Origin of the sequence: Neisseria sp. 20925_1_37, assembly GCF_041433255.1 — a bacterium.
GTDB lineage: Bacteria > Pseudomonadota > Gammaproteobacteria > Burkholderiales > Neisseriaceae > Neisseria > Neisseria flavescens_D.
The window spans coordinates 192919-210288 of record NZ_JAPWBC010000001.1 but is presented as its reverse complement, the minus strand read 5'-3'; the positions used below and the strand labels follow the sequence as shown (position 1 = coordinate 210288).

Genomic DNA, 17370 nt, shown 5'->3' with positions numbered 1-17370 from the left:
TTTGAAACGGATCCTATTGGGTATAGCCTTGGCAGCAAGCCTGAATTCTTTGGCCGCTGCCGATGCTGTCAGCGACTATATCCAACGCAAAAAAGTTGTGGTCAATACAGCTAAGGCGGAGCTTTGCTTTGCCGATGACGGTCAGTGCCATCCGGTATTGATTGGCAAGACCACGCCGAAAGGCAAATTCAATATGACGCCGATGATGACCAGCAAACCGGGTTACGGTGGTGAAGTTATCGGCTTCAAAGAAGAAAATGACTTTCTGTTTGCGTTACACAGGGTATGGACGCTCAAGCCGCAGGAAAGACGCATGGAACGCATCGTCTCCCCTCACGTGGCCGACCGCATCATAACCAATGGTTGTATCAACGTACAAAATAATGTGTACGAAAAACTGCGTCAGTATTTCATTCTGGAAATCATCTGATGTAAGTCAGTCAAACAAAGGCCGTCTGAAACTTTTCAGACGGCCTTTCTTCTCAAACGAAAATTCAACGGCAATTTGCTTGCTCCGTCAGTACCAAACGAAGAATATTTGACCGCTTCATCCTCAATTCATCCTCAAAGCCATATCATTTTTTACCATATCCAAAGAACCAACGGTTATTTATGCCGTTTCTCGCCCAATGCTAGAATCGCGCGTTTATATATCGGCTCGCCGAGAAATCAAATAAATAATATAGTGGCAGGAATAGCTTTTATTCCCTGCCCCCTTACACACAAACATCATGACCGATTCTTCTGCCAAATTACCTAATTTGTGGCTGCTGATTGCCGCTGCCGCCTCCATCCTGCTGATTACCATCGGCATGAGGATGACTTTAGGGCTTTTTGTCCTGCCCGTCGTCAACTCGACCGAATTGAGCATGACCCAGTTCAGCCTGATTATTGCCGTGTTCCAATTGATGTGGGGCATATCGCAACCCTTATCCGGCGCGTTGGCCGACCGTTTCGGCGCGTTTAAGGTTTTAGCCGGCGGTACGGTTCTATTGATTGCCGCCTGTCTGATGGTGCCGCAAATGCCGACTTATTGGGGGCTGATGCTGGGTATCGGTTTATTGTTGGCATTCGGTACAGGTTCGGGCGGATTTTCCATCATTATGGGACAGGTCGCCGCCAAAACACCGCCTCATCGGCGTGGCTTGGCTTCCGGCTTGGTCAATGCAGGCGGGTCCGCAGGGCAATTTTTGTTCGCGCCGTTGGTTCAAGGTTTGATTACCCTACCCCATGTCGGCTGGACAGGGACATTTTATGTTTGGGCAGTCATTGCCATCTTGATTTTGCCGATTTCTTGGTGGCTGGCCGGCGGCAAACATGCTTCTCACACCGTCCATACCGACAACGGCGGCCAAACCCTGAAGCAGGCCGTCTGCAAGGCTTTCGCCAACCGCAGCTATATCTTGCTGCATTTGGGTTTCTTTACCTGCGGTTTCCACATCGCCTTTTTGGTTACCCACCTACCGACCGAAATTTCACTTTGCGGCCTCCCCGCTACGGTCGCTTCGACCTCCATTGCCATTATTGGTTTGGCAAACATCGCCGGCTGTATTTTTTCAGGCTGGTGTACCGGCAGATTTTTGGGCAAATACGTCCTCTTCGGTTTATATGCTTCGCGTGTCGCCATGATATTGATTTATCTGGCCGCACCTAAAACCGATTTGAACTTCTATCTTTTCGCCGCCGGACTCGGTTTCACTTGGCTGGCAACCGTCGCTCCCACCGCCGCCATTACCGGCAAACTTTTCGGTACGCGCTACTTGGCCACCCTCTTCGGGTTGACCATGTTGAGCCACCAAATCGGCGGCTTTTTGGGTTCATACATCGGCGGCATCGTCATCACGCGCTTCAACGATTACGGCTGGATGTGGTACGCCGACGCAGTCTTGGCAGGCGCGGCCGCCCTGTTGAATTTACTGATTCATGAACGGAAAGCGGCTGCCGCCTGACGCGGAAACCTTGACATTTCAAGGCCGTCTGAAACGTTTCAGACGGCCTTTGCCTTATTCCATTTTTTGTGTTTTATCCACAATCGATATTCCTATCCATTATTTAACACTCTCTTACAAACCCGTTAAAATACTGCCTTTATCATGCTGATTGTCTGACTCTGATGAACTGGTCTTATCTGATCGATGCCATCCCTAAATTTGTCGATGCGGCAAAGCTGACGCTGGAATTGTCGGTATATGGCGTCGTTTTGTCGTTGCTGTTCGGCCTGCCCGTTGCCGTGGTTACGGCATACCGCATCCGCCCCTTCTACGCATTGGCACGCGCCTATATCGAGCTGTCGCGCAATACGCCCCTGCTGATCCAATTGTTTTTCCTGTATTACGGCCTGCCGAAAATGGGCATTAAATGGGACGGTTTCACCTGCGGCGTGATCGCACTGGTTTTCTTGGGCGCAAGCTATATGGCGGAAGCCATCCGCGCCGGTATTTTGGCCGTCCCCAAAGGGCAGATCGAAGCGGGCAAGGCCATCGGTTTGAGCCGCTTTCAAGTGTTCCGCTATGTCGAATTGCCTCAGGCATGGGCGGTCGCCGTTCCCGCCATCGGCGCAAACGTATTGTTTTTGATGAAAGAAACATCTATCGTCAGCGCGGTCGGCATTGCAGAATTGTTGTTCGTTACCAAAGACATCATCGGCATGGACTATAAAACCAACGAAGCCTTGTTCCTGCTGTTTGCCAGCTACCTGATCATCCTTCTGCCCGTTTCGCTTCTGGCGCGCTGGGCAGAAAACCGCGTACGGAGTGCAAAATATGGTGTTTGACTGGTTGTTTGAAGGACAAAACGCGGCACGCTTGGGCGAAGGCTTGTTGCTGACGGCGCAGATTTCCCTGGTCTCCGTTGCTGCCTCCTGTGTATTGGGTACACTGTTCGGCTTGGTTTTGCGTTCGCGCAACCGGCTCATCCGCTTTATCGGACGGTTTTATCTCGAAACCATCCGAATCGTGCCGATTTTGGTGTGGCTGTTCGGCCTGTATTTCGGCCTATCCGTCTGGACAGGCATCCACATCGACGGATTTTGGGTCTGCGTCTGGGTATTTACCATGTGGGGCATCGCCGAAATGGGCGATTTGGTCCGCGGCGCATTGGAATCGATTGAAAAACACCAGGTCGAATCAGGCCTAGCACTCGGCTTGAGCCGCGGGCAGGTATTCCGCTACATCGAGCTGCCGCAAAGCATCCGCCGCGTATTGCCCGGCGCCGTCAATCTGTTTACGCGCATGATCAAAACCAGCTCGCTCGCCTCCCTTATCGGCGTCATCGAAGTCGTCAAAGTCGGCCAGCAAATCATTGAAAACTCGCTGCTGACGCAACCCAATGCTTCATTTTGGGTTTACGGCCTGATTTTTATGCTGTATTTCTTCTGTTGCTGGCCGCTGTCGCTGCTGGCGGCAAAACTTGAACAAAAATGGGAACACTGACATGGCTTTACTGAGCATCCGCAACCTGCACAAACAATACGGCAACGTAACCGCCATTCAATCCTTAGACTTGGACTTGGAAAAAGGCGAAGTCATCGTACTGCTGGGTCCGTCCGGCTGCGGCAAATCCACCCTCCTGCGCTGCGTAAACGGTTTGGAGCCGCACCAAGGCGGCAGCATCGTGATGGACGGTGTCGGCGAATTCGGCAAAGACGTTTCCTGGCAAACCGCCCGGCAAAAAGTCGGCATGGTCTTTCAAAGCTATGAACTGTTTGCCCACATGACCGTCATCGAAAACATCCTCTTAGGCCCGGTGAAAGTACAAAACCGCAACCGTGCCGAAGCAGAGGCACAAGCCGACAAACTTCTGGAACGCGTCGGCCTGCTCGACCGCAAAAACGCCTATCCGCGCGAACTCTCCGGCGGCCAGAAACAACGCATCGCCATTGTCCGCGCCCTGTGCCTGAATCCGGAAGTCATCCTGCTGGACGAAATCACCGCCGCACTCGACCCCGAAATGGTGCGCGAAGTCTTGGAAGTGGTTTTAGAACTCGCCCATGAAGGCATGAGCATGCTCATCGTAACCCATGAAATGGGGTTTGCTCGCAAAGTTGCCGACCGCATCGTCTTCATGGACAAAGGCGGCATCGTCGAATCGTCCGACCCCGAAATTTTCTTCTCCGCCCCCAAAAGCGAACGCGCCCGCCAATTCTTGGCAGGCATGGACTACTGATTTTATTTTCAGGCCGTCCGAACCCTTTTTCAGACGGCCTCCACTTTCAACCAAACATTTGAAAAGGAAACACTCATGCAATTGAATACCAAATTCAAAGCCCTCCTCGCCTCCGCCGCCATCGCCGTCGGCCTGACTGCTTGCGGAGGCGGCTCCGGCGATGCCCAATCTTCACAAAGTAGCGGCGCGGCAACCGTTGCCTCCATCAAAGAAAAAGGCGTCATCCGTATCGGCGTATTCGGCGACAAGCCTCCGTTCGGCTATGTTGACGCCAACGGTAAAAACCAAGGCTTTGACGTTGAAATCGCCAAAGACCTGGCCAAAGACCTGCTCGGCAGCCCCGACAAAGTCGAATTCGTCCTGACCGAGGCCGCAAACCGCGTCGAATACGTCCGTTCCGGCAAAGTCGACCTCATCCTCGCCAACTTCACCAAAACACCCGAACGTGCCGAAGCCGTCGATTTCGCCGATCCTTACATGAAAGTGGCCTTGGGCGTAGTTTCCCCCAAAGACAAACCGATTACCGACGTTGCGCAATTGAAAGACCAAACCCTTCTGGTCAACAAAGGCACCACCGCCGACGCCTTCTTCACCAAAAACCATCCTGAAGTCAAACTGCTGAAATTCGACCAAAATACTGAAACCTTCGACGCACTGAAAGACGGCCGCGGCGTAGCACTCGCCCACGACAACGCCCTGCTGTGGGCATGGGCAAAAGAAAACCCAAATTTTGAAGTTGCCATCGGCAACCTCGGCCCTGCCGAATTCATCGCCCCGGCTGTTCAAAAAGGCAACACCGACCTCCTGAACTGGGTCAACGGCGAAATCGCCGCCATGAAAAAAGACGGCCGTCTGAAAGCCGCCTATGAAAAAACCCTCTTGCCTGTGTATGGCGAGAAAGTCAAACCGGAAGAATTGTTGGCGGAATAAACCGACTATTTTCTCGGCAAAAGTCACTTTCCCGTATTTCAGCCATCCGATTTGTGATTAATTTAAACAAATATCATATCTAACAACAGGCCGTCTGAACGTGTTATCGATACCTTCAGACGGCCTGTTGTTTAAAAACGAATAACATGATAGCCTTTTAATAACGGATGAAATAATTCGTCCGATATTTCTACAAAGCAAAAAGGAAACTATGATGAACCGTCGTCAATTTATCGGCAGCGCCGCTGCTGTCTCTCTCACCGCCGCCGCTTCTTTTACCCATGCTCACGACCATGCACACCACGCCGGTCATGCTGGTCACGCGCACTCTGCACCGCGCGCCTACGAAGCTGCGCGCAAAGCGGCCGCACATTGCGTTGAAGCCGGTCAAATCTGTTTGGCACACTGCATCGCCCTGTTGAGCGAAGGCGATACCTCCATGAAAGACTGCGCAGCCGGCGTCAATCAAATGTTGGCACTGTGCGGCACCTTGCAAAACCTCGCTGCCCAAAATTCACGCCTGACCCCGTCTTTGGCAAAAGTGTGCATCGAAGCCTGCAAACAATGTTCTGCCGCCTGCAAAGAACACGCCGGCCACCACGCTGAATGCAAAGCCTGCTACGAATCTTGCTTGGCTTGCATTAAAGAATGCGAAAAAATTGCTGCTTAATCAATATTAAAAAAGGCCGTCTGAATTTCAGACGGCCTTTTATTTTGCTATTTTGTTTACGCTATTCGGCTGCAAGCTCTTGCTCATCAAGCAGATTTTTCCGAACAATCGCAGGATTGCCCGCTGCCACGCAATAAGGCGGCACATCTTTAGTAACCACCGAACCTGCGCCGATTACCGCACCCTTACCGATGGTAACGCCGCCCATGATAATCGCACGTCTACCAATCCAAACATCGTCTTCAATCACAATCGGGCTGATGTCTGTATAACCTTCAAAGCGGCGGGTTTCAGGGTTAAATTTGTGGTTGGTCGAATAAAACAGGCATTCCGGCCCCATCATCACGTTCTTGCCAAGGGTTAAACCGCGGCAGATTTCGCAATTGACGCCGATACCCGAATTGTCGCCGATTACCGTATCCGGAAAGACGTATCCGCCTTTTTCAATATTGACGTTTTTGCCGATGTTAGGGGAAATGCACGCAGCCAAAGCAGCACGGAATTTTTGCGCAATCCGGCCGAAGGGTTTGCAATAAGACGGAGGCAACATTCCTCCCCAGACACGCAAAATACGCGTCAATATCCTTTTTTGCATGGATTCCGTCTCCTGTTCGTAAAAGCGTAAATATTAATCAGACTATTATTTTTCTTAAAGTTTCACATCTAGAAGAGGTTTTACATCCTCTTTTCAGTTGAATTACAGCCCGATTACACAATATTTGGTTTGAAACTCTATTCTAAACTGTTCTCGTCTGTTGTGAAACTGCCCGTTACGCAAAATATCCACTTGACGAAACAGCCAAAAATAGAGAAAATTCCACGCTTAACTGAAGTACAGGCAAAACCCCTGTGCCCGCTTAATCGAAAGGAAATCAAATGAAACAAGGTATTCACCCGAACTACCACGAAATCAACGTTACCTGCTCTTGCGGCAACAAATTCGTGACCAAATCCGCAATGGAAAAAGACAGCTTCAACGTTGAGGTTTGCTCTCTGTGCCACCCTTTCTACACCGGTACTCAAAAAATCGTCGACACTACCGGTCGTGTGGACAAATTCAACAACAAATTCGGCAACCTGTTCAAACGCTAATTGCCGCTTTGTCAAAAAGACTGCTTCGTGCAGTCTTTTTTGCATTCAGGCCGTCTGAAACCTTTCTTTCAGACGGCCTGAGCTTTTTGTCGTCAACCGAATGCCATATCATTCCAAACACCCGATAAAAACGAGCCGTCAGCATTATTTTACAAAGCTCCCCAGCCCGGCATATCGCGCAAATCCGTCAAACCCTGTACCATTGCTATTCAAACCAACCGTTTTTTGACCTTCCATGCTGACTTACACACCGCCCGATCCGCGCCGCCCCCAAAAAACCCATGAAAAACCATGGCTTCTGCTGCTGATGGCCTTTGCCTGGCTGTGGCCGGGCGTGTTCTCGCATGACTTGTGGAACCCTGCCGAACCCTCCCTCTTTACTGCCTCCGAATTCATGAAAAACGGCGGTAGCCTGTTGGTTGCGCAAATCTTCGGCCAACCCGACTTCACCATTTCCCCTGCTTTTTTGTGGGCGGCAACCGCATTCCAAACCCTGTTTTCGCCTTGGGCGGCCGATGCCTATGATGCTGCGCGTTTTGCCGGCGTGGTATTTACCGCCATCGGACTGACCGCCTGCGGATTTGCTGGTTTCAACTTCCTCGGCAGACACCACGGCCGCAGCGTCGTCTTAATCCTTATCGGTAGCATCGGTTTACTGCCCATCGCCCACTTCCTCAATCCCATGTCGGCCGCTTTTGCCGCATTTGGATTAATTCTGTGCGGCTTCTCACTGGCACGCCGCCGCGTCATTATCGCCATTTTGTTGTTGTGCGGCGGCTGGGTTTTACTCTCCCTTTCCTCAGGCTATCTGCTGACCGCGGCCATGATGTTTTTGGCACTTGCCCTGTCGTTCCATTCCACTTGGCAGAGCAAACGCTATTTGCTGACCCTAATTGGCGCCATCGTCGTTTCCCTGCCCCTGCTGATTTTGTATCCACTGGTTTTATCAAAAACCAATCCCGAATGGTTTGATATTTGGTTCAACCATTATTCCTTAGGCGTATTCGGCGGCTTCCATCAAATTCAGACGGCCTTCAACCTGCCCTATTATCTGAAAAACCTGCTGTGGTTTGCCCTGCCTGCTTGGCCGCTGGCAGCATGGACGCTCAGCCGCACGCGTATCCACGATAAAAACTGGGGCATTCTGAGCCTGTCGTGGCTGGTTATCATGACAGCCCTGCTTGCCATCAATCCGCAACGCCTGCAAGACAACCTCGTTTGGCTGTTGCCGCCGCTCGCCCTGCTCGGCGCGGCACAACTGGACGGCCTGCGCCGCGGCGCAGCGGCATTTATCAACTGGTTCGGCATCATGGCATTCGGTTTGATTGCCGTGTTCCTGTGGCTGGGCTTCTTCGCCATGAACTACGGCTGGCCCGCCAAACTGGCCGAACGCGCCGCCTATTTCAGCCCGTATTACATCCCCGACATCGACCCGATTCCGATGGCCGTCGCCCTGCTGTTTACCCCGTTATGGCTCTGGGCGATTACGCGTAAAAACATCCGCGGCCGCCAAGCCGTGACCAACTGGGCAGCCGGCGTTACCTTGGCCTGGGCCTTGCTAATGACCCTGTTTTTACCGTGGCTCAACGCCGCCAAAAGCCATGCGCCGGTCGTACACCAAATGGAAGCCGCGCTTTCTTCCGAATTGAAACAGCAGCTTTCAGACGGCCTCGAATGTATCAGCATCGACAGCCAAGACCAGCGCACACGCATCGCGTGGACACAATACAGCCATATTAAAACCACGACCGACAACCCGTCCTGCCGCTACCGCCTCATCCGCCAAGCCGCCAACATCGGCGCACCTTCGGGTTGGCAAACCTTGTGGCAAGGTGCAAGACCGCGCAACAAAGCCGAAACTTTCCTATTGCTGGAAAAAACTGCAGCGCAGTAAATCACACCAGCCTCGAAACTGAGCATTCCCAGTGCAACAAAGGCCGTCTGAAAGAACTTTTATCCTTTCAGACGGCCTTTGACTTACTTTAACGCCGCTTCCCGTACAATGGTCCTTTTCCCTTAATCTGCCTAAAAATATGAAACCCAACCGCCTTTTGCCCCTCGTCCTCTTATTGACCGCCTTCTCCACCCATGCCAAAGATTTCATCATCTACGACCGCATGGACTACGTCGGCAAACCCGACCTGACCGCCGACAAACTCTCCAAAGTGTTCTTGGTTTACGAAAGCGAGTTGGTCAAACCCGATCCGACAGGCAAACGCAAACACGGCGTACTCAACGAAGCGCGCATCCGTGAATTGGCCAAACAATCGCGCCGCGAAGGCTACCGCACCATTTCCACCGACATCGAAAGCTGGTTTGCCGAAAAAGACGGCCAGCTGCTGACACCCGACGAATTGAGAACCGACTTCGCGCGGATGTACCAAATCTTCAGAGAAGAAAATCCGCGCGCCTTCATCAGCAACTACGGCATGCCCTCCGAACACCTGCACGGCATCCGCCACTACCGCCCAAACGTTGACAACGAAGCCATCTTGGCCAAATGGCGGCAAGTCAGCAAACGCCGTGCGCCCACCGCCGCCATCAGCGACTATGCCAATCCTGTGTTCTACATCACTTCCCCCGATTTGGTGCAATGGGAAAAAGACGTCAAAACCGCCGTTGATGACATCCATCAACGTTTTCCCAACAAAAAAATCATCGGCTACATTTGGCCGCAATATTATTCGGCCACCAACAGCCCTTATTTCAAGCAGTTCATCGACCCCGTCCGCTGGCGCAAAATGCTCGAAATCAGCAAAAAATACACCGACGGCGTGATTATCTGGTCGGACAAGCGCGATGAAAACAACCAAATCGTGCGCTGGAACGATCCGCGCATTCAAGCCACGATGAAAGCAACTCAAGCCTTCATCAATGCCAATGCCAAAGAAATCAAGGTAGAAGGTTTGCAGAAATATTAAAAATAAGGCGGGCATGTTTGCCCGCCTCTTTATTTACCTACACATCTGTCTGTATGTTTGACACAACATACGACAAAATGACCGTAGCACCAACGCTTCTGCATTCTTTCACACGTTTTTACCCGTTATTCCTAAGCGCAGGCCGTCTGAAAATTGCCCGAATATCCAATACCCTTTACAATACTCGTAATTAAAATACATTTTTCGACACCCCTCTCCTGCATGAGTTCCACACCCTTCATCGAAATGAAAGACGTTGCCTTCGCATATGGCGACCGTCCTATTCTGAACAACATCAACTTCAGCATTCCACAAGGCAATTTCGCCGCCGTAATGGGTGGTTCGGGCAGCGGTAAAACCACGCTGATGCGCCTGATTACGGGTCAAATCCGCCCACAATCGGGCAAAGTGCTGATTGAAGGGCGTGATTTGGCCGCATTTTCAGCGCAGGAGCTGTACGAACACCGCCGCCGCATGGGCGTTTTGTTCCAACACGGCGCATTGTTCACCGACTTATCCGTCTTCGACAACATCGCCTTCCCCATGCGCGAGCTGACGGATTTACCCGAAGCGGTCATTCGCGATTTAGTATTACTGAAACTGAATGCAGTCGGTTTGCGCGGCATTGAAAACCTGATGCCTTCCGAGCTTTCCGGCGGTATGTCACGCCGCGTCGCCCTTGCGCGTACGATTGCGCTCGACCCTGAAATCATGTTGTACGACGAGCCTTTTACCGGCCTCGACCCGATTTCGCTGGGCGTCATCGCCCACCTCATCAGCCGCGCCAACAAAGCCCTGCGCTCAACCAGCGTCATGGTAACGCATGATATTGAAAGGTCACTGGAAATTGTCGATCAAGTCATTTTCTTGGCACACGGCGAAATCATGTTCTCCGGCTCGCCCGAAGAAATGCGCGAACTCGACTCGCCTTGGGTACGCCAGTTTGTCGGCGGTTTGGCAGATGGCCCTGTCGCCTACCGCTATCCGGCGCAAACGACTTTAAAACAAGACTTGCTGGGCTGATGTTCAGACGGCCTGAAACTTAAACAAGGCCGTCTGAAAACCATTTAACCAATCAACTGAAACCTATGAATTTTATCCGTTCCGTCGGGGCAAAAACCCTCGGCTTCATCCAATCGCTGGGCAGCATTACGCTGTTTTTCCTGCATATCTTGGCCAAATCAGGTACGGCGTTTGCCCGCCCGCGCCTGAGCATCCGCCAGGTTTACTTTGCAGGCGTGTTGTCTGTCCTGATTGTTGCTGTGTCCGGGCTGTTTGTCGGCATGGTGTTGGGCTTGCAGGGCTATACGCAGCTGGCAAAATTCAAATCCGCCGATATTCTGGGCTATATGGTTGCCGCTTCCCTGTTGCGTGAATTGGGTCCCGTATTGGCGGCTATTCTGTTTGCCAGCAGCGCGGGCGGTGCCATGACCAGCGAAATCGGTTTGATGAAAACCACCGAGCAGCTTGAAGCAATGAACGTGATGGCGGTCGACCCCGTGGCACGCGTGGTTGCGCCGCGCTTTTGGGCAGGCGTGTTTTCCATGCCTTTACTGGCTTCGATTTTCAACGTTGCCGGTATTTACGGCGCGTATTTGGTCGGCGTCGAATGGCTGGGTTTGGACGGCGGTATTTTCTGGTCGCAAATGCAAAACAACATTACCTTCCATTACGACGTCCTCAACGGCTTAATCAAATCCGCCGCTTTCGGCGTAGCCGTTACGTTAATCGCCGTACATCAGGGCTTCCACTGCGTACCGACTTCCGAAGGTATTTTGCGCGCCAGTACACGCACAGTAGTGTCTTCCGCCCTGACCATCCTCGCTGTCGACTTCATGTTGACCGCATGGATGTTTACCGACTAAAGGCCGTCTGAAACGACACTTAAAAAGAATGAAACAAGGACAATAGCACATGAAAAAAAATGCTTTGGAATTTTGGGTAGGACTGTTTGTCTTACTGGGCGCTGCCGCTATCGGCTTTCTCGCCTTCCGCGCCGCCGGCGGTCAATCGTTCGGCAAATCATCACAAACCTACACCGTCTATGCCGATTTCAGCGACATCGGCGGCTTGAAAACCAACGCTCCGGTCAAATCCGCAGGCGTACTGGTGGGCCGCGTTGCCTCCATTCAGCTCGACCCTAAATCCTATCAGGCAAAAGTCGCCCTCAATCTGGACAGCCAATATCAGTTCAGCAGCGACGTTTCCGCACAAATCCTGACTTCAGGCCTGTTGGGCGAACAATACATCGGCCTGCAACAAGGCGGCGATACTGATTCTTTGGCGGCAGGCGACACCATTACCGTCACCAGCTCCGCCATGGTTTTGGAAAATCTTATCGGCAAATTCATGACCAGCTTTGCCGAAAAAAACGCAGACAGTGAATCTGCCGGTCAAAACAAACAATAAACACATATCAACCCAATATTCAGGACACTCCCATGAAAAAAACTTCCTTCATCAGCGCATTGAGCATCGGCGTATTGAGCATCAGCATGGCATTTGCCTCTCCTGCCGACGCAGTCAACCAAGTCCGTGAAAACTCCGTTCAAGTGCTGAAAATCCTCAACAGCGGCGATGCCAACACTGCACGCCAAAAAGCTGAAGCCTACGCCATCCCTTACTTCGACTTCCAACGCATGACCGCTTTGGCCGTCGGCAATCCGTGGCGCACTGCGACTGACGCACAAAAACAAGCGTTGACCAAAGAGTTCCAAACCCTGCTGATCCGCACCTACTCCGGCACCATGCTGAAATTCAAAAACGCCAAAGTCAACATCAAAGACAACCCGGTCGTAAACAAAGGCGGTAAAGAAATCGTCGTCCGTGCCGAAATCAACGTTTCCGGCCAAAAACCGGTCAACATGGACTTCACCACCTACCAAAGCGGCAGCAAATACCGCGCATACAATGTCGCAGTAGAAGGAGCAAGCCTGGTTACCGTATACCGCAACCAATTCGGCGAAACCATCAAAGCCAAAGGTATCGACGGCCTGATTGCCGACTTGAAAGCCAAAAACGGCGGTAAATAATCCACCCCCGCACCATGCCGCCTGATGTTCAGACGGCATGGTGCCTTACATCATCAAGACACCATGCAAACAGAAATCCGCAACGGCACGCTCTACATCAGCGGCGACGTTACCGTCAAAACCCTGACCGCCTCCGCCTTTGCGCGCTTTGAGCAACAATGCCGTCTGAAAGACACAGACCGCATAGACTTCAGCCAAGTAGGCAAAGCAGATTCCGCCTGCGTTTCCCTGCTGCTCAACGCTCTGCGCCGGACAGACAAAAAACCGACCATTCAAAATATTCCCGATTCCGTCCGCGCACTGGCCGAACTTTACGAAATTAAAGACTGGTTGCAATCATGAAAAAAACCACCGCTTCCCTCTGCCTCATCATCAGCATAGCCTCCGCGCCCACACTTGCCGAACGCAATCCGGCCGACCCTTACGAAGGCTACAACCGCACCGTTTCCAAGTTCAACGACAAAGCAGACAAATACGTCCTTTCCCCCGTCGCACGCGGCTATCGCAAAGTAACGCCCAAACCGGTGCGTACCGGCGTGATCAACTTCTTCAACAACCTGCGCGATGTCGTCAGCTTCGGCAGCAACGTGCTGCGCCTTGACGTCAAACGCGCCAGCGAAGACCTCGTCCGCGTCGGCATCAACACCACCTTCGGCCTTGGCGGTTTAATCGACGTAGCCGGTGCAGGCGGCGTACCCAGCAATAAAAACACCCTCGGCGACACCTTCGCCTCATGGGGTTGGAAAAACAGCAACTACTTCGTCGTCCCCCTGCTCGGCCCGTCGACCGTACGCGATACCGTCGGCAACGCCGTCACCACCGTCTATCCGGTTAAAAACGCCGTCTTCCACACCAGCGCAGGACGCTGGGGCACAATCGGCCTGCAAGCCATCAATACCCGTGAAGAACTGCTCGACCTGACCGACAGCCTCGAAGGCGCAGCCATCGACAAATACAGCTACACACGCGACCTTTACATGAAAGTCCGCACCCAACAAACCGGCGGCACGCTCCCTCAAAACGAAGACGACAACATCGACATCGATGACCTGGTGGACAGCAACACCACTTCCGAACCGGTAGCACCCCAATCCGCTCCTGCAGAAATCCCCGATACAGCCAACCCCCAAACCCTGTATCAAACACCATCAGAAAACCCCTGATTGTTCCCAAAAATAAAGGCCGTCTGAAATTCAGACGGCCTTTATCCCCCAAAAGATAGCCAGTCCACCACCTTTGCTATATCATTCAACTATACAGAAACCAAGGAAAACACCATGTACGAAGTCAACCGCAGCGTCTTCCTGCTTATCCCCCTCGATCCTTTTTGGAACTGGCTGAAATCCCTGCCCGGCAATCACCTTGACGGCCTGACACTTGAAGATATCCAAGCTGATGCCAACTCCTACCTCGTTCGCCCGTGCGAAACTGCCGACGAAGTATGGGACGAAATCGAAGCGCGTTTTGAAGACATTTTTGCTGCCGAATTGGCCGACTGGTGCGAAGACGAAAGCGAATGGCCGGATTTGGACGCCGACATTTTCAACGAATGGTTCGACATCCAACTTTCCACCGTAATTACCGACCTTGAACACGAACCAATCGCACGCGAAGAGTTCCAACCCATCAATCTCAACTGATGAAACTGACCGTCCGCAACTACCACCTCGACGGCTACGGCCACGTCAACAATGCGCGCTATCTCGAATTTCTCGAAGAAGCGCGCTGGACGTTTTTTCAAGAGCATGACCTTCTGTCCGAACTCAAAGGCATCATGCTCGTTGTTGCACGCGTTGACATCCGCTATCGCCGCCCGTCGCTTGAAGGCGATGTCTTGACCTTTACAGGCCGTCTGAAAGACATCGGCACACGCCACATCATCCTCAGCCAAACCGCGACCCTGCCCAATGGCAAAGCCGCCATCGAAGCCGAAGTTACCCTTATGCCCGTCAGCAGCGAAAGCGGCCGCAGCATCAGCGTTCCCCAAACCTTAGCACACGCAATCCAAAACCTTACATCATGAAAAAAATACTCACACTCCTTGTCGTTGCCACGATTGGCGCGCTTCTTGCCTTCGTCCTTATCCCCAGCAACAAAGCCGCCCCTGATTTCGCCCTGCCCGACCTGCAAGGCAAAACCATTACCAACGCCGATTTGAAAGACAAAGTTACCCTCATTAACTTCTGGTTTCCCTCCTGCCCCGGCTGCGTAAGCGAGATGCCTAAAATCATCAAAACCGCCCAAGACTATCAAGGCAAAAATTTCCAAGTCCTCGGCATTGCCCAGCCCATCGACCCTATTGAGAGCGTCCATCAGTACGTCAAAGAATACGGCCTTCCTTTCACCGTCATGTACGATGCCGACAAAACTGCCGCAAAAGCTTTTGGCACACAGGTTTACCCGACTTCCGTCCTGATCGACAAAAACGGCAACATCCTCAAAACCTACGTTGGCGAACCCAATTTCACCCAACTCTACCAAGAAATCGACCAAGCCCTCGCCCAATAAATCCAAGGCCGTCTGAAACCATATTTCAGACGGCCTAAAACCGAAATATCCTTTATAATAAGCAACATTTTATCCGTTCAGACACCAAACTCCTCTATCAACAAAGGCCGTCTGAAACAACCGAATACCCAGTAAGAGAACACCATGAAATTCATCGACGAAGCAAAAATCGAAGTCGCCGCAGGCAAAGGCGGTAATGGCGCAACCAGTTTCCGCCGCGAAAAATTCGTACCCCGCGGCGGCCCTGACGGCGGCGACGGCGGCAAAGGCGGCAGCGTTTGGGCAGAAGCCGACGAAAACACCAACACCCTCGTCGAATACCGCTTCGTCAAACGCTATCAAGCCAAAAATGGCGAAAAAGGCCACGGCTCCGACCGCTACGGCGCAGGTGCGGACGACATCGTCCTCAAAATGCCCGTCGGCACCCTTATCCGCGACCTCGACACCGACGAAATCGTCGCCGACCTCACTTATCACGGCCAGCGCGTCTGCCTCGCCAAGGGCGGCAAAGGCGGCTTGGGCAACATCCACTTCAAATCCTCCGTCAACCGTGCGCCCAAACAATCCACGCCCGGCGAAGAAGGTGAAACCCGTTCCCTGCAACTCGAGCTTAAAGTCCTCGCCGACGTCGGCTTATTAGGCATGCCCAACGCCGGTAAATCCACCCTGATTACCGCCGTATCCGCCGCACGTCCCAAAATCGCCAACTACCCCTTCACCACCCTGCATCCGAATTTAGGCGTTGTGCGCATCGACGAAAACCACAGCTTCGTCATGGCAGACATCCCCGGACTGATTGAAGGCGCAGCAGAAGGCGCAGGCCTCGGCCACCGCTTCCTCAAACACCTATCGCGCACCGGCCTGCTGTTGCACGTCGTCGATTTGGCGCCCTTTGACGAAGCCGTCAACCCCGCCGAAGAAGCACTTGCCATCATCAACGAATTACGCAAATACGACGAAGAACTCTACGACAAACCGCGCTGGCTGGTACTCAACAAACTCGACATGCTCAATGAAGAAGAAGCCCAAGCACGTAGCGCCGCCTTCCTCGAAGCCATCGGCTGGGACTACCCGAAACCAGACGACCGTTTCCAATTCGATATGGAAACCCCGCGCCTCTTCCAAATCAGCGCCCTGACCCATCAAGGCACACAGGAATTGGTACACCAAATCAACCAATACCTGACCGAGAAAAAACGCATCGAAACCGAGAAAGCTGAAGCGGAGCAGGTTGAAATAGAAACAGCAGAAAAACAACCTAAAACAAATACGGAAATTCTTAAGGCTGAATAATTTTTTAGTAGTCTAAATTTGGTTTAGACTATCCGAAAGATGTAATTTTTTAATAAAATTACGAACCCAGAAAGGATTTTGGAGTGAAAAAAGTATTAACCTTAATAGGCTCAGCAATTCTGCTATCAGCCTGCAACTTGGAGGATGGAAAAATGTTTGATTCAGCTTATGACTTTCACGGACTGCCCAAAGCAGAAAGTGACCCTGTTGTAACGGAGAATCCGAAAAAGCATCAAAAATACGAATTGACGGTTACGTTTAAAAATGCACCAGGAAAATTTGAAATTTCCAGACTGGTAGAAAACTATGATGCAAAGAATTGTATGATTACCACCAACCGTGCAGCTGGCGCAACCGCGTATGCAGTTTACCAACCTGAATTTACCTTAAAAAAAATCAGCGATACAGTTTATCAAGGGGAATTTTATACCGACAGGCCTTTGAATGAAGACTATTTTGGTCAGGGAGTGTGTTTGTGGGAAAATTATGGTGTTTCTCTAGAATTCAAAGCTGATAACAATAAAAAAAGTACCCTTTTTTCAGCATATATTGACGATACCGTATGGAAAAATATGGCAGAAAAAGGTACAACAGCAAACTTAATCTACTATCACCAAAAAGCAGATTATCCAATTGCTACTTGGTTAGATAGTGAAACTGGTCTTGTTTCCAGTGGAGTTACAGCAGAACAAGCGCAACAAAGAGGCATTGATTTAAAAGATGCATTTAGTATTGAACTTGAAATACGGAGAGCCTAAAT

At 51.7% G+C, this 17370-nt stretch carries 22 protein-coding genes; 21 read left to right on the top strand and 1 reads right to left on the bottom strand.

The window, feature by feature from the left end; translation table 11 throughout:
- The first annotated feature begins 1 nt into the window (after position 1).
- The 7 genes from O3661_RS01015 (at position 2) to O3661_RS00985 (ending at position 5764) form a co-directional block, all read left to right on the top strand.
- Positions 2–430: a murein L,D-transpeptidase gene (locus tag O3661_RS01015; RefSeq protein WP_204787904.1), complete on the top strand. Its 429-nt coding sequence runs from the start codon at positions 2–4 to the stop codon at positions 428–430.
- A 301-nt stretch (positions 431–731) separates the two neighbouring features.
- Positions 732–1949 carry an MFS transporter gene (locus O3661_RS01010; RefSeq protein ID WP_101755772.1) on the top strand — a complete coding sequence of 406 codons (1218 nt, stop codon included), beginning with the start codon at positions 732–734 and terminating at the stop codon, positions 1947–1949.
- A 164-nt stretch (positions 1950–2113) separates the two neighbouring features.
- Positions 2114–2773: an amino acid ABC transporter permease gene (locus tag O3661_RS01005; RefSeq protein ID WP_003748035.1), complete on the top strand. Its 660-nt coding sequence runs from the start codon at positions 2114–2116 to the stop codon at positions 2771–2773.
- The gene (locus tag O3661_RS01000) at positions 2763–3431 is read left to right on the top strand and encodes an amino acid ABC transporter permease (protein WP_101755771.1); all 669 of its coding nucleotides are present in this window, start codon (positions 2763–2765) and stop codon (positions 3429–3431) included. The genes O3661_RS01005 and O3661_RS01000 overlap by 11 nt, the downstream gene beginning before the upstream one ends.
- Before the next feature lies 1 nt (position 3432).
- The gene (locus O3661_RS00995; protein ID WP_371492001.1) at positions 3433–4164 is read left to right on the top strand and encodes an amino acid ABC transporter ATP-binding protein; all 732 of its coding nucleotides are present in this window, start codon (positions 3433–3435) and stop codon (positions 4162–4164) included.
- A 75-nt stretch (positions 4165–4239) separates the two neighbouring features.
- Positions 4240–5094 carry an amino acid ABC transporter substrate-binding protein gene (locus O3661_RS00990; protein WP_371491999.1) on the top strand — a complete coding sequence of 285 codons (855 nt, stop codon included), beginning with the start codon at positions 4240–4242 and terminating at the stop codon, positions 5092–5094.
- Positions 5095–5308: 214 nt separating this feature from the next.
- Entirely contained in the window at positions 5309–5764 is a 456-nt protein-coding gene (locus tag O3661_RS00985) for a four-helix bundle copper-binding protein (RefSeq protein ID WP_371491998.1), read from the top strand.
- A gap of 61 nt (positions 5765–5825) precedes the next feature.
- On the opposite strand, the gene O3661_RS00980 is transcribed toward O3661_RS00985, so the two are convergent.
- Complete coding sequence (locus O3661_RS00980) at positions 5826–6359, bottom strand: DapH/DapD/GlmU-related protein (RefSeq protein WP_371491997.1); 534 nt, start codon at positions 6357–6359, stop codon at positions 5826–5828.
- A 281-nt stretch (positions 6360–6640) separates the two neighbouring features.
- Between O3661_RS00980 and rpmE the strand changes: the two genes are divergently transcribed.
- The 14 genes from rpmE (at position 6641) to O3661_RS00910 (ending at position 17368) form a co-directional block, all read left to right on the top strand.
- A complete protein-coding gene (rpmE, locus tag O3661_RS00975) occupies positions 6641–6856 on the top strand; it encodes a 50S ribosomal protein L31 (RefSeq protein WP_003681847.1) in 216 nt (71 codons plus the stop codon).
- Positions 6857–7091: 235 nt separating this feature from the next.
- Entirely contained in the window at positions 7092–8750 is a 1659-nt protein-coding gene (locus tag O3661_RS00970; RefSeq protein ID WP_371491996.1) for an ArnT family glycosyltransferase, read from the top strand.
- A 139-nt stretch (positions 8751–8889) separates the two neighbouring features.
- Positions 8890–9777 carry a hypothetical protein gene (locus O3661_RS00965; RefSeq protein WP_371491995.1) on the top strand — a complete coding sequence of 296 codons (888 nt, stop codon included), beginning with the start codon at positions 8890–8892 and terminating at the stop codon, positions 9775–9777.
- A gap of 222 nt (positions 9778–9999) precedes the next feature.
- Positions 10000–10800 carry an ABC transporter ATP-binding protein gene (locus O3661_RS00960; RefSeq protein ID WP_049329453.1) on the top strand — a complete coding sequence of 267 codons (801 nt, stop codon included), beginning with the start codon at positions 10000–10002 and terminating at the stop codon, positions 10798–10800.
- A gap of 65 nt (positions 10801–10865) precedes the next feature.
- Positions 10866–11642, top strand: coding sequence for a lipid asymmetry maintenance ABC transporter permease subunit MlaE (gene mlaE / locus O3661_RS00955; protein ID WP_070606268.1), 777 nt, complete (start codon positions 10866–10868; stop codon positions 11640–11642).
- 49 nt (positions 11643–11691) lie between these two features.
- On the top strand, positions 11692–12186 hold the full coding sequence (gene mlaD, locus O3661_RS00950; RefSeq protein WP_049329454.1) for an outer membrane lipid asymmetry maintenance protein MlaD: 495 nt from the start codon (positions 11692–11694) through the stop codon (positions 12184–12186).
- A gap of 32 nt (positions 12187–12218) precedes the next feature.
- Positions 12219–12809, top strand: a complete 591-nt coding sequence (locus tag O3661_RS00945; RefSeq protein ID WP_003681817.1) for a phospholipid-binding protein MlaC — start codon at positions 12219–12221, stop codon at positions 12807–12809.
- Positions 12810–12872: 63 nt separating this feature from the next.
- Entirely contained in the window at positions 12873–13151 is a 279-nt protein-coding gene (locus O3661_RS00940; protein WP_049349372.1) for a lipid asymmetry maintenance protein MlaB, read from the top strand.
- Positions 13148–13972: a VacJ family lipoprotein gene (locus tag O3661_RS00935; RefSeq protein WP_371491993.1), complete on the top strand. Its 825-nt coding sequence runs from the start codon at positions 13148–13150 to the stop codon at positions 13970–13972. The genes O3661_RS00940 and O3661_RS00935 overlap by 4 nt, the downstream gene beginning before the upstream one ends.
- A gap of 114 nt (positions 13973–14086) precedes the next feature.
- Positions 14087–14449, top strand: coding sequence for a hypothetical protein (locus O3661_RS00930; RefSeq protein ID WP_003681812.1), 363 nt, complete (start codon positions 14087–14089; stop codon positions 14447–14449).
- Positions 14449–14832 carry a thioesterase family protein gene (locus O3661_RS00925; RefSeq protein WP_003748005.1) on the top strand — a complete coding sequence of 128 codons (384 nt, stop codon included), beginning with the start codon at positions 14449–14451 and terminating at the stop codon, positions 14830–14832. Before O3661_RS00930 ends, O3661_RS00925 begins: the two co-directional genes overlap by 1 nt.
- Positions 14829–15317: a peroxiredoxin gene (locus O3661_RS00920; protein ID WP_004519060.1), complete on the top strand. Its 489-nt coding sequence runs from the start codon at positions 14829–14831 to the stop codon at positions 15315–15317. Before O3661_RS00925 ends, O3661_RS00920 begins: the two co-directional genes overlap by 4 nt.
- Positions 15318–15461: 144 nt before the next feature.
- Positions 15462–16610 (top strand): GTPase ObgE, encoded by a 1149-nt coding sequence (gene obgE / locus O3661_RS00915; RefSeq protein WP_371491991.1) that lies wholly within the window; start codon positions 15462–15464, stop codon positions 16608–16610.
- 83 nt (positions 16611–16693) lie between these two features.
- A complete protein-coding gene (locus O3661_RS00910) occupies positions 16694–17368 on the top strand; it encodes a hypothetical protein (protein WP_003683730.1) in 675 nt (224 codons plus the stop codon).
- Positions 17369–17370 lie beyond the last annotated feature (2 nt).

What these genes read in the sequence shown, in the direction of transcription:
- O3661_RS00985 (WP_371491998.1), top strand. Translation starts at nt 5,309, where the DNA reads ATGAACCGTCGTCAATTTATCGGCAGCGCCGCTGCTGTCTCTCTCACC.
- O3661_RS00995 (WP_371492001.1), top strand. Translation starts at nt 3,433, where the DNA reads ATGGCTTTACTGAGCATCCGCAACCTGCACAAACAATACGGCAACGTA.
- O3661_RS01005 (WP_003748035.1), top strand. Translation starts at nt 2,114, where the DNA reads ATGAACTGGTCTTATCTGATCGATGCCATCCCTAAATTTGTCGATGCG.
- mlaD (WP_049329454.1), top strand. Translation starts at nt 11,692, where the DNA reads ATGAAAAAAAATGCTTTGGAATTTTGGGTAGGACTGTTTGTCTTACTG.
- mlaE (WP_070606268.1), top strand. Translation starts at nt 10,866, where the DNA reads ATGAATTTTATCCGTTCCGTCGGGGCAAAAACCCTCGGCTTCATCCAA.
- O3661_RS00990 (WP_371491999.1), top strand. Translation starts at nt 4,240, where the DNA reads ATGCAATTGAATACCAAATTCAAAGCCCTCCTCGCCTCCGCCGCCATC.
- obgE (WP_371491991.1), top strand. Translation starts at nt 15,462, where the DNA reads ATGAAATTCATCGACGAAGCAAAAATCGAAGTCGCCGCAGGCAAAGGC.
- O3661_RS01010 (WP_101755772.1), top strand. Translation starts at nt 732, where the DNA reads ATGACCGATTCTTCTGCCAAATTACCTAATTTGTGGCTGCTGATTGCC.
- O3661_RS00970 (WP_371491996.1), top strand. Translation starts at nt 7,092, where the DNA reads ATGCTGACTTACACACCGCCCGATCCGCGCCGCCCCCAAAAAACCCAT.
- O3661_RS00980 (WP_371491997.1), bottom strand. Translation starts at nt 6,359, where the DNA reads ATGCAAAAAAGGATATTGACGCGTATTTTGCGTGTCTGGGGAGGAATG.
- O3661_RS00945 (WP_003681817.1), top strand. Translation starts at nt 12,219, where the DNA reads ATGAAAAAAACTTCCTTCATCAGCGCATTGAGCATCGGCGTATTGAGC.
- O3661_RS01000 (WP_101755771.1), top strand. Translation starts at nt 2,763, where the DNA reads ATGGTGTTTGACTGGTTGTTTGAAGGACAAAACGCGGCACGCTTGGGC.
- O3661_RS00920 (WP_004519060.1), top strand. Translation starts at nt 14,829, where the DNA reads ATGAAAAAAATACTCACACTCCTTGTCGTTGCCACGATTGGCGCGCTT.
- O3661_RS00940 (WP_049349372.1), top strand. Translation starts at nt 12,873, where the DNA reads ATGCAAACAGAAATCCGCAACGGCACGCTCTACATCAGCGGCGACGTT.
- O3661_RS00930 (WP_003681812.1), top strand. Translation starts at nt 14,087, where the DNA reads ATGTACGAAGTCAACCGCAGCGTCTTCCTGCTTATCCCCCTCGATCCT.
- O3661_RS00960 (WP_049329453.1), top strand. Translation starts at nt 10,000, where the DNA reads ATGAGTTCCACACCCTTCATCGAAATGAAAGACGTTGCCTTCGCATAT.
- O3661_RS00925 (WP_003748005.1), top strand. Translation starts at nt 14,449, where the DNA reads ATGAAACTGACCGTCCGCAACTACCACCTCGACGGCTACGGCCACGTC.
- O3661_RS00965 (WP_371491995.1), top strand. Translation starts at nt 8,890, where the DNA reads ATGAAACCCAACCGCCTTTTGCCCCTCGTCCTCTTATTGACCGCCTTC.
- O3661_RS00935 (WP_371491993.1), top strand. Translation starts at nt 13,148, where the DNA reads ATGAAAAAAACCACCGCTTCCCTCTGCCTCATCATCAGCATAGCCTCC.
- rpmE (WP_003681847.1), top strand. Translation starts at nt 6,641, where the DNA reads ATGAAACAAGGTATTCACCCGAACTACCACGAAATCAACGTTACCTGC.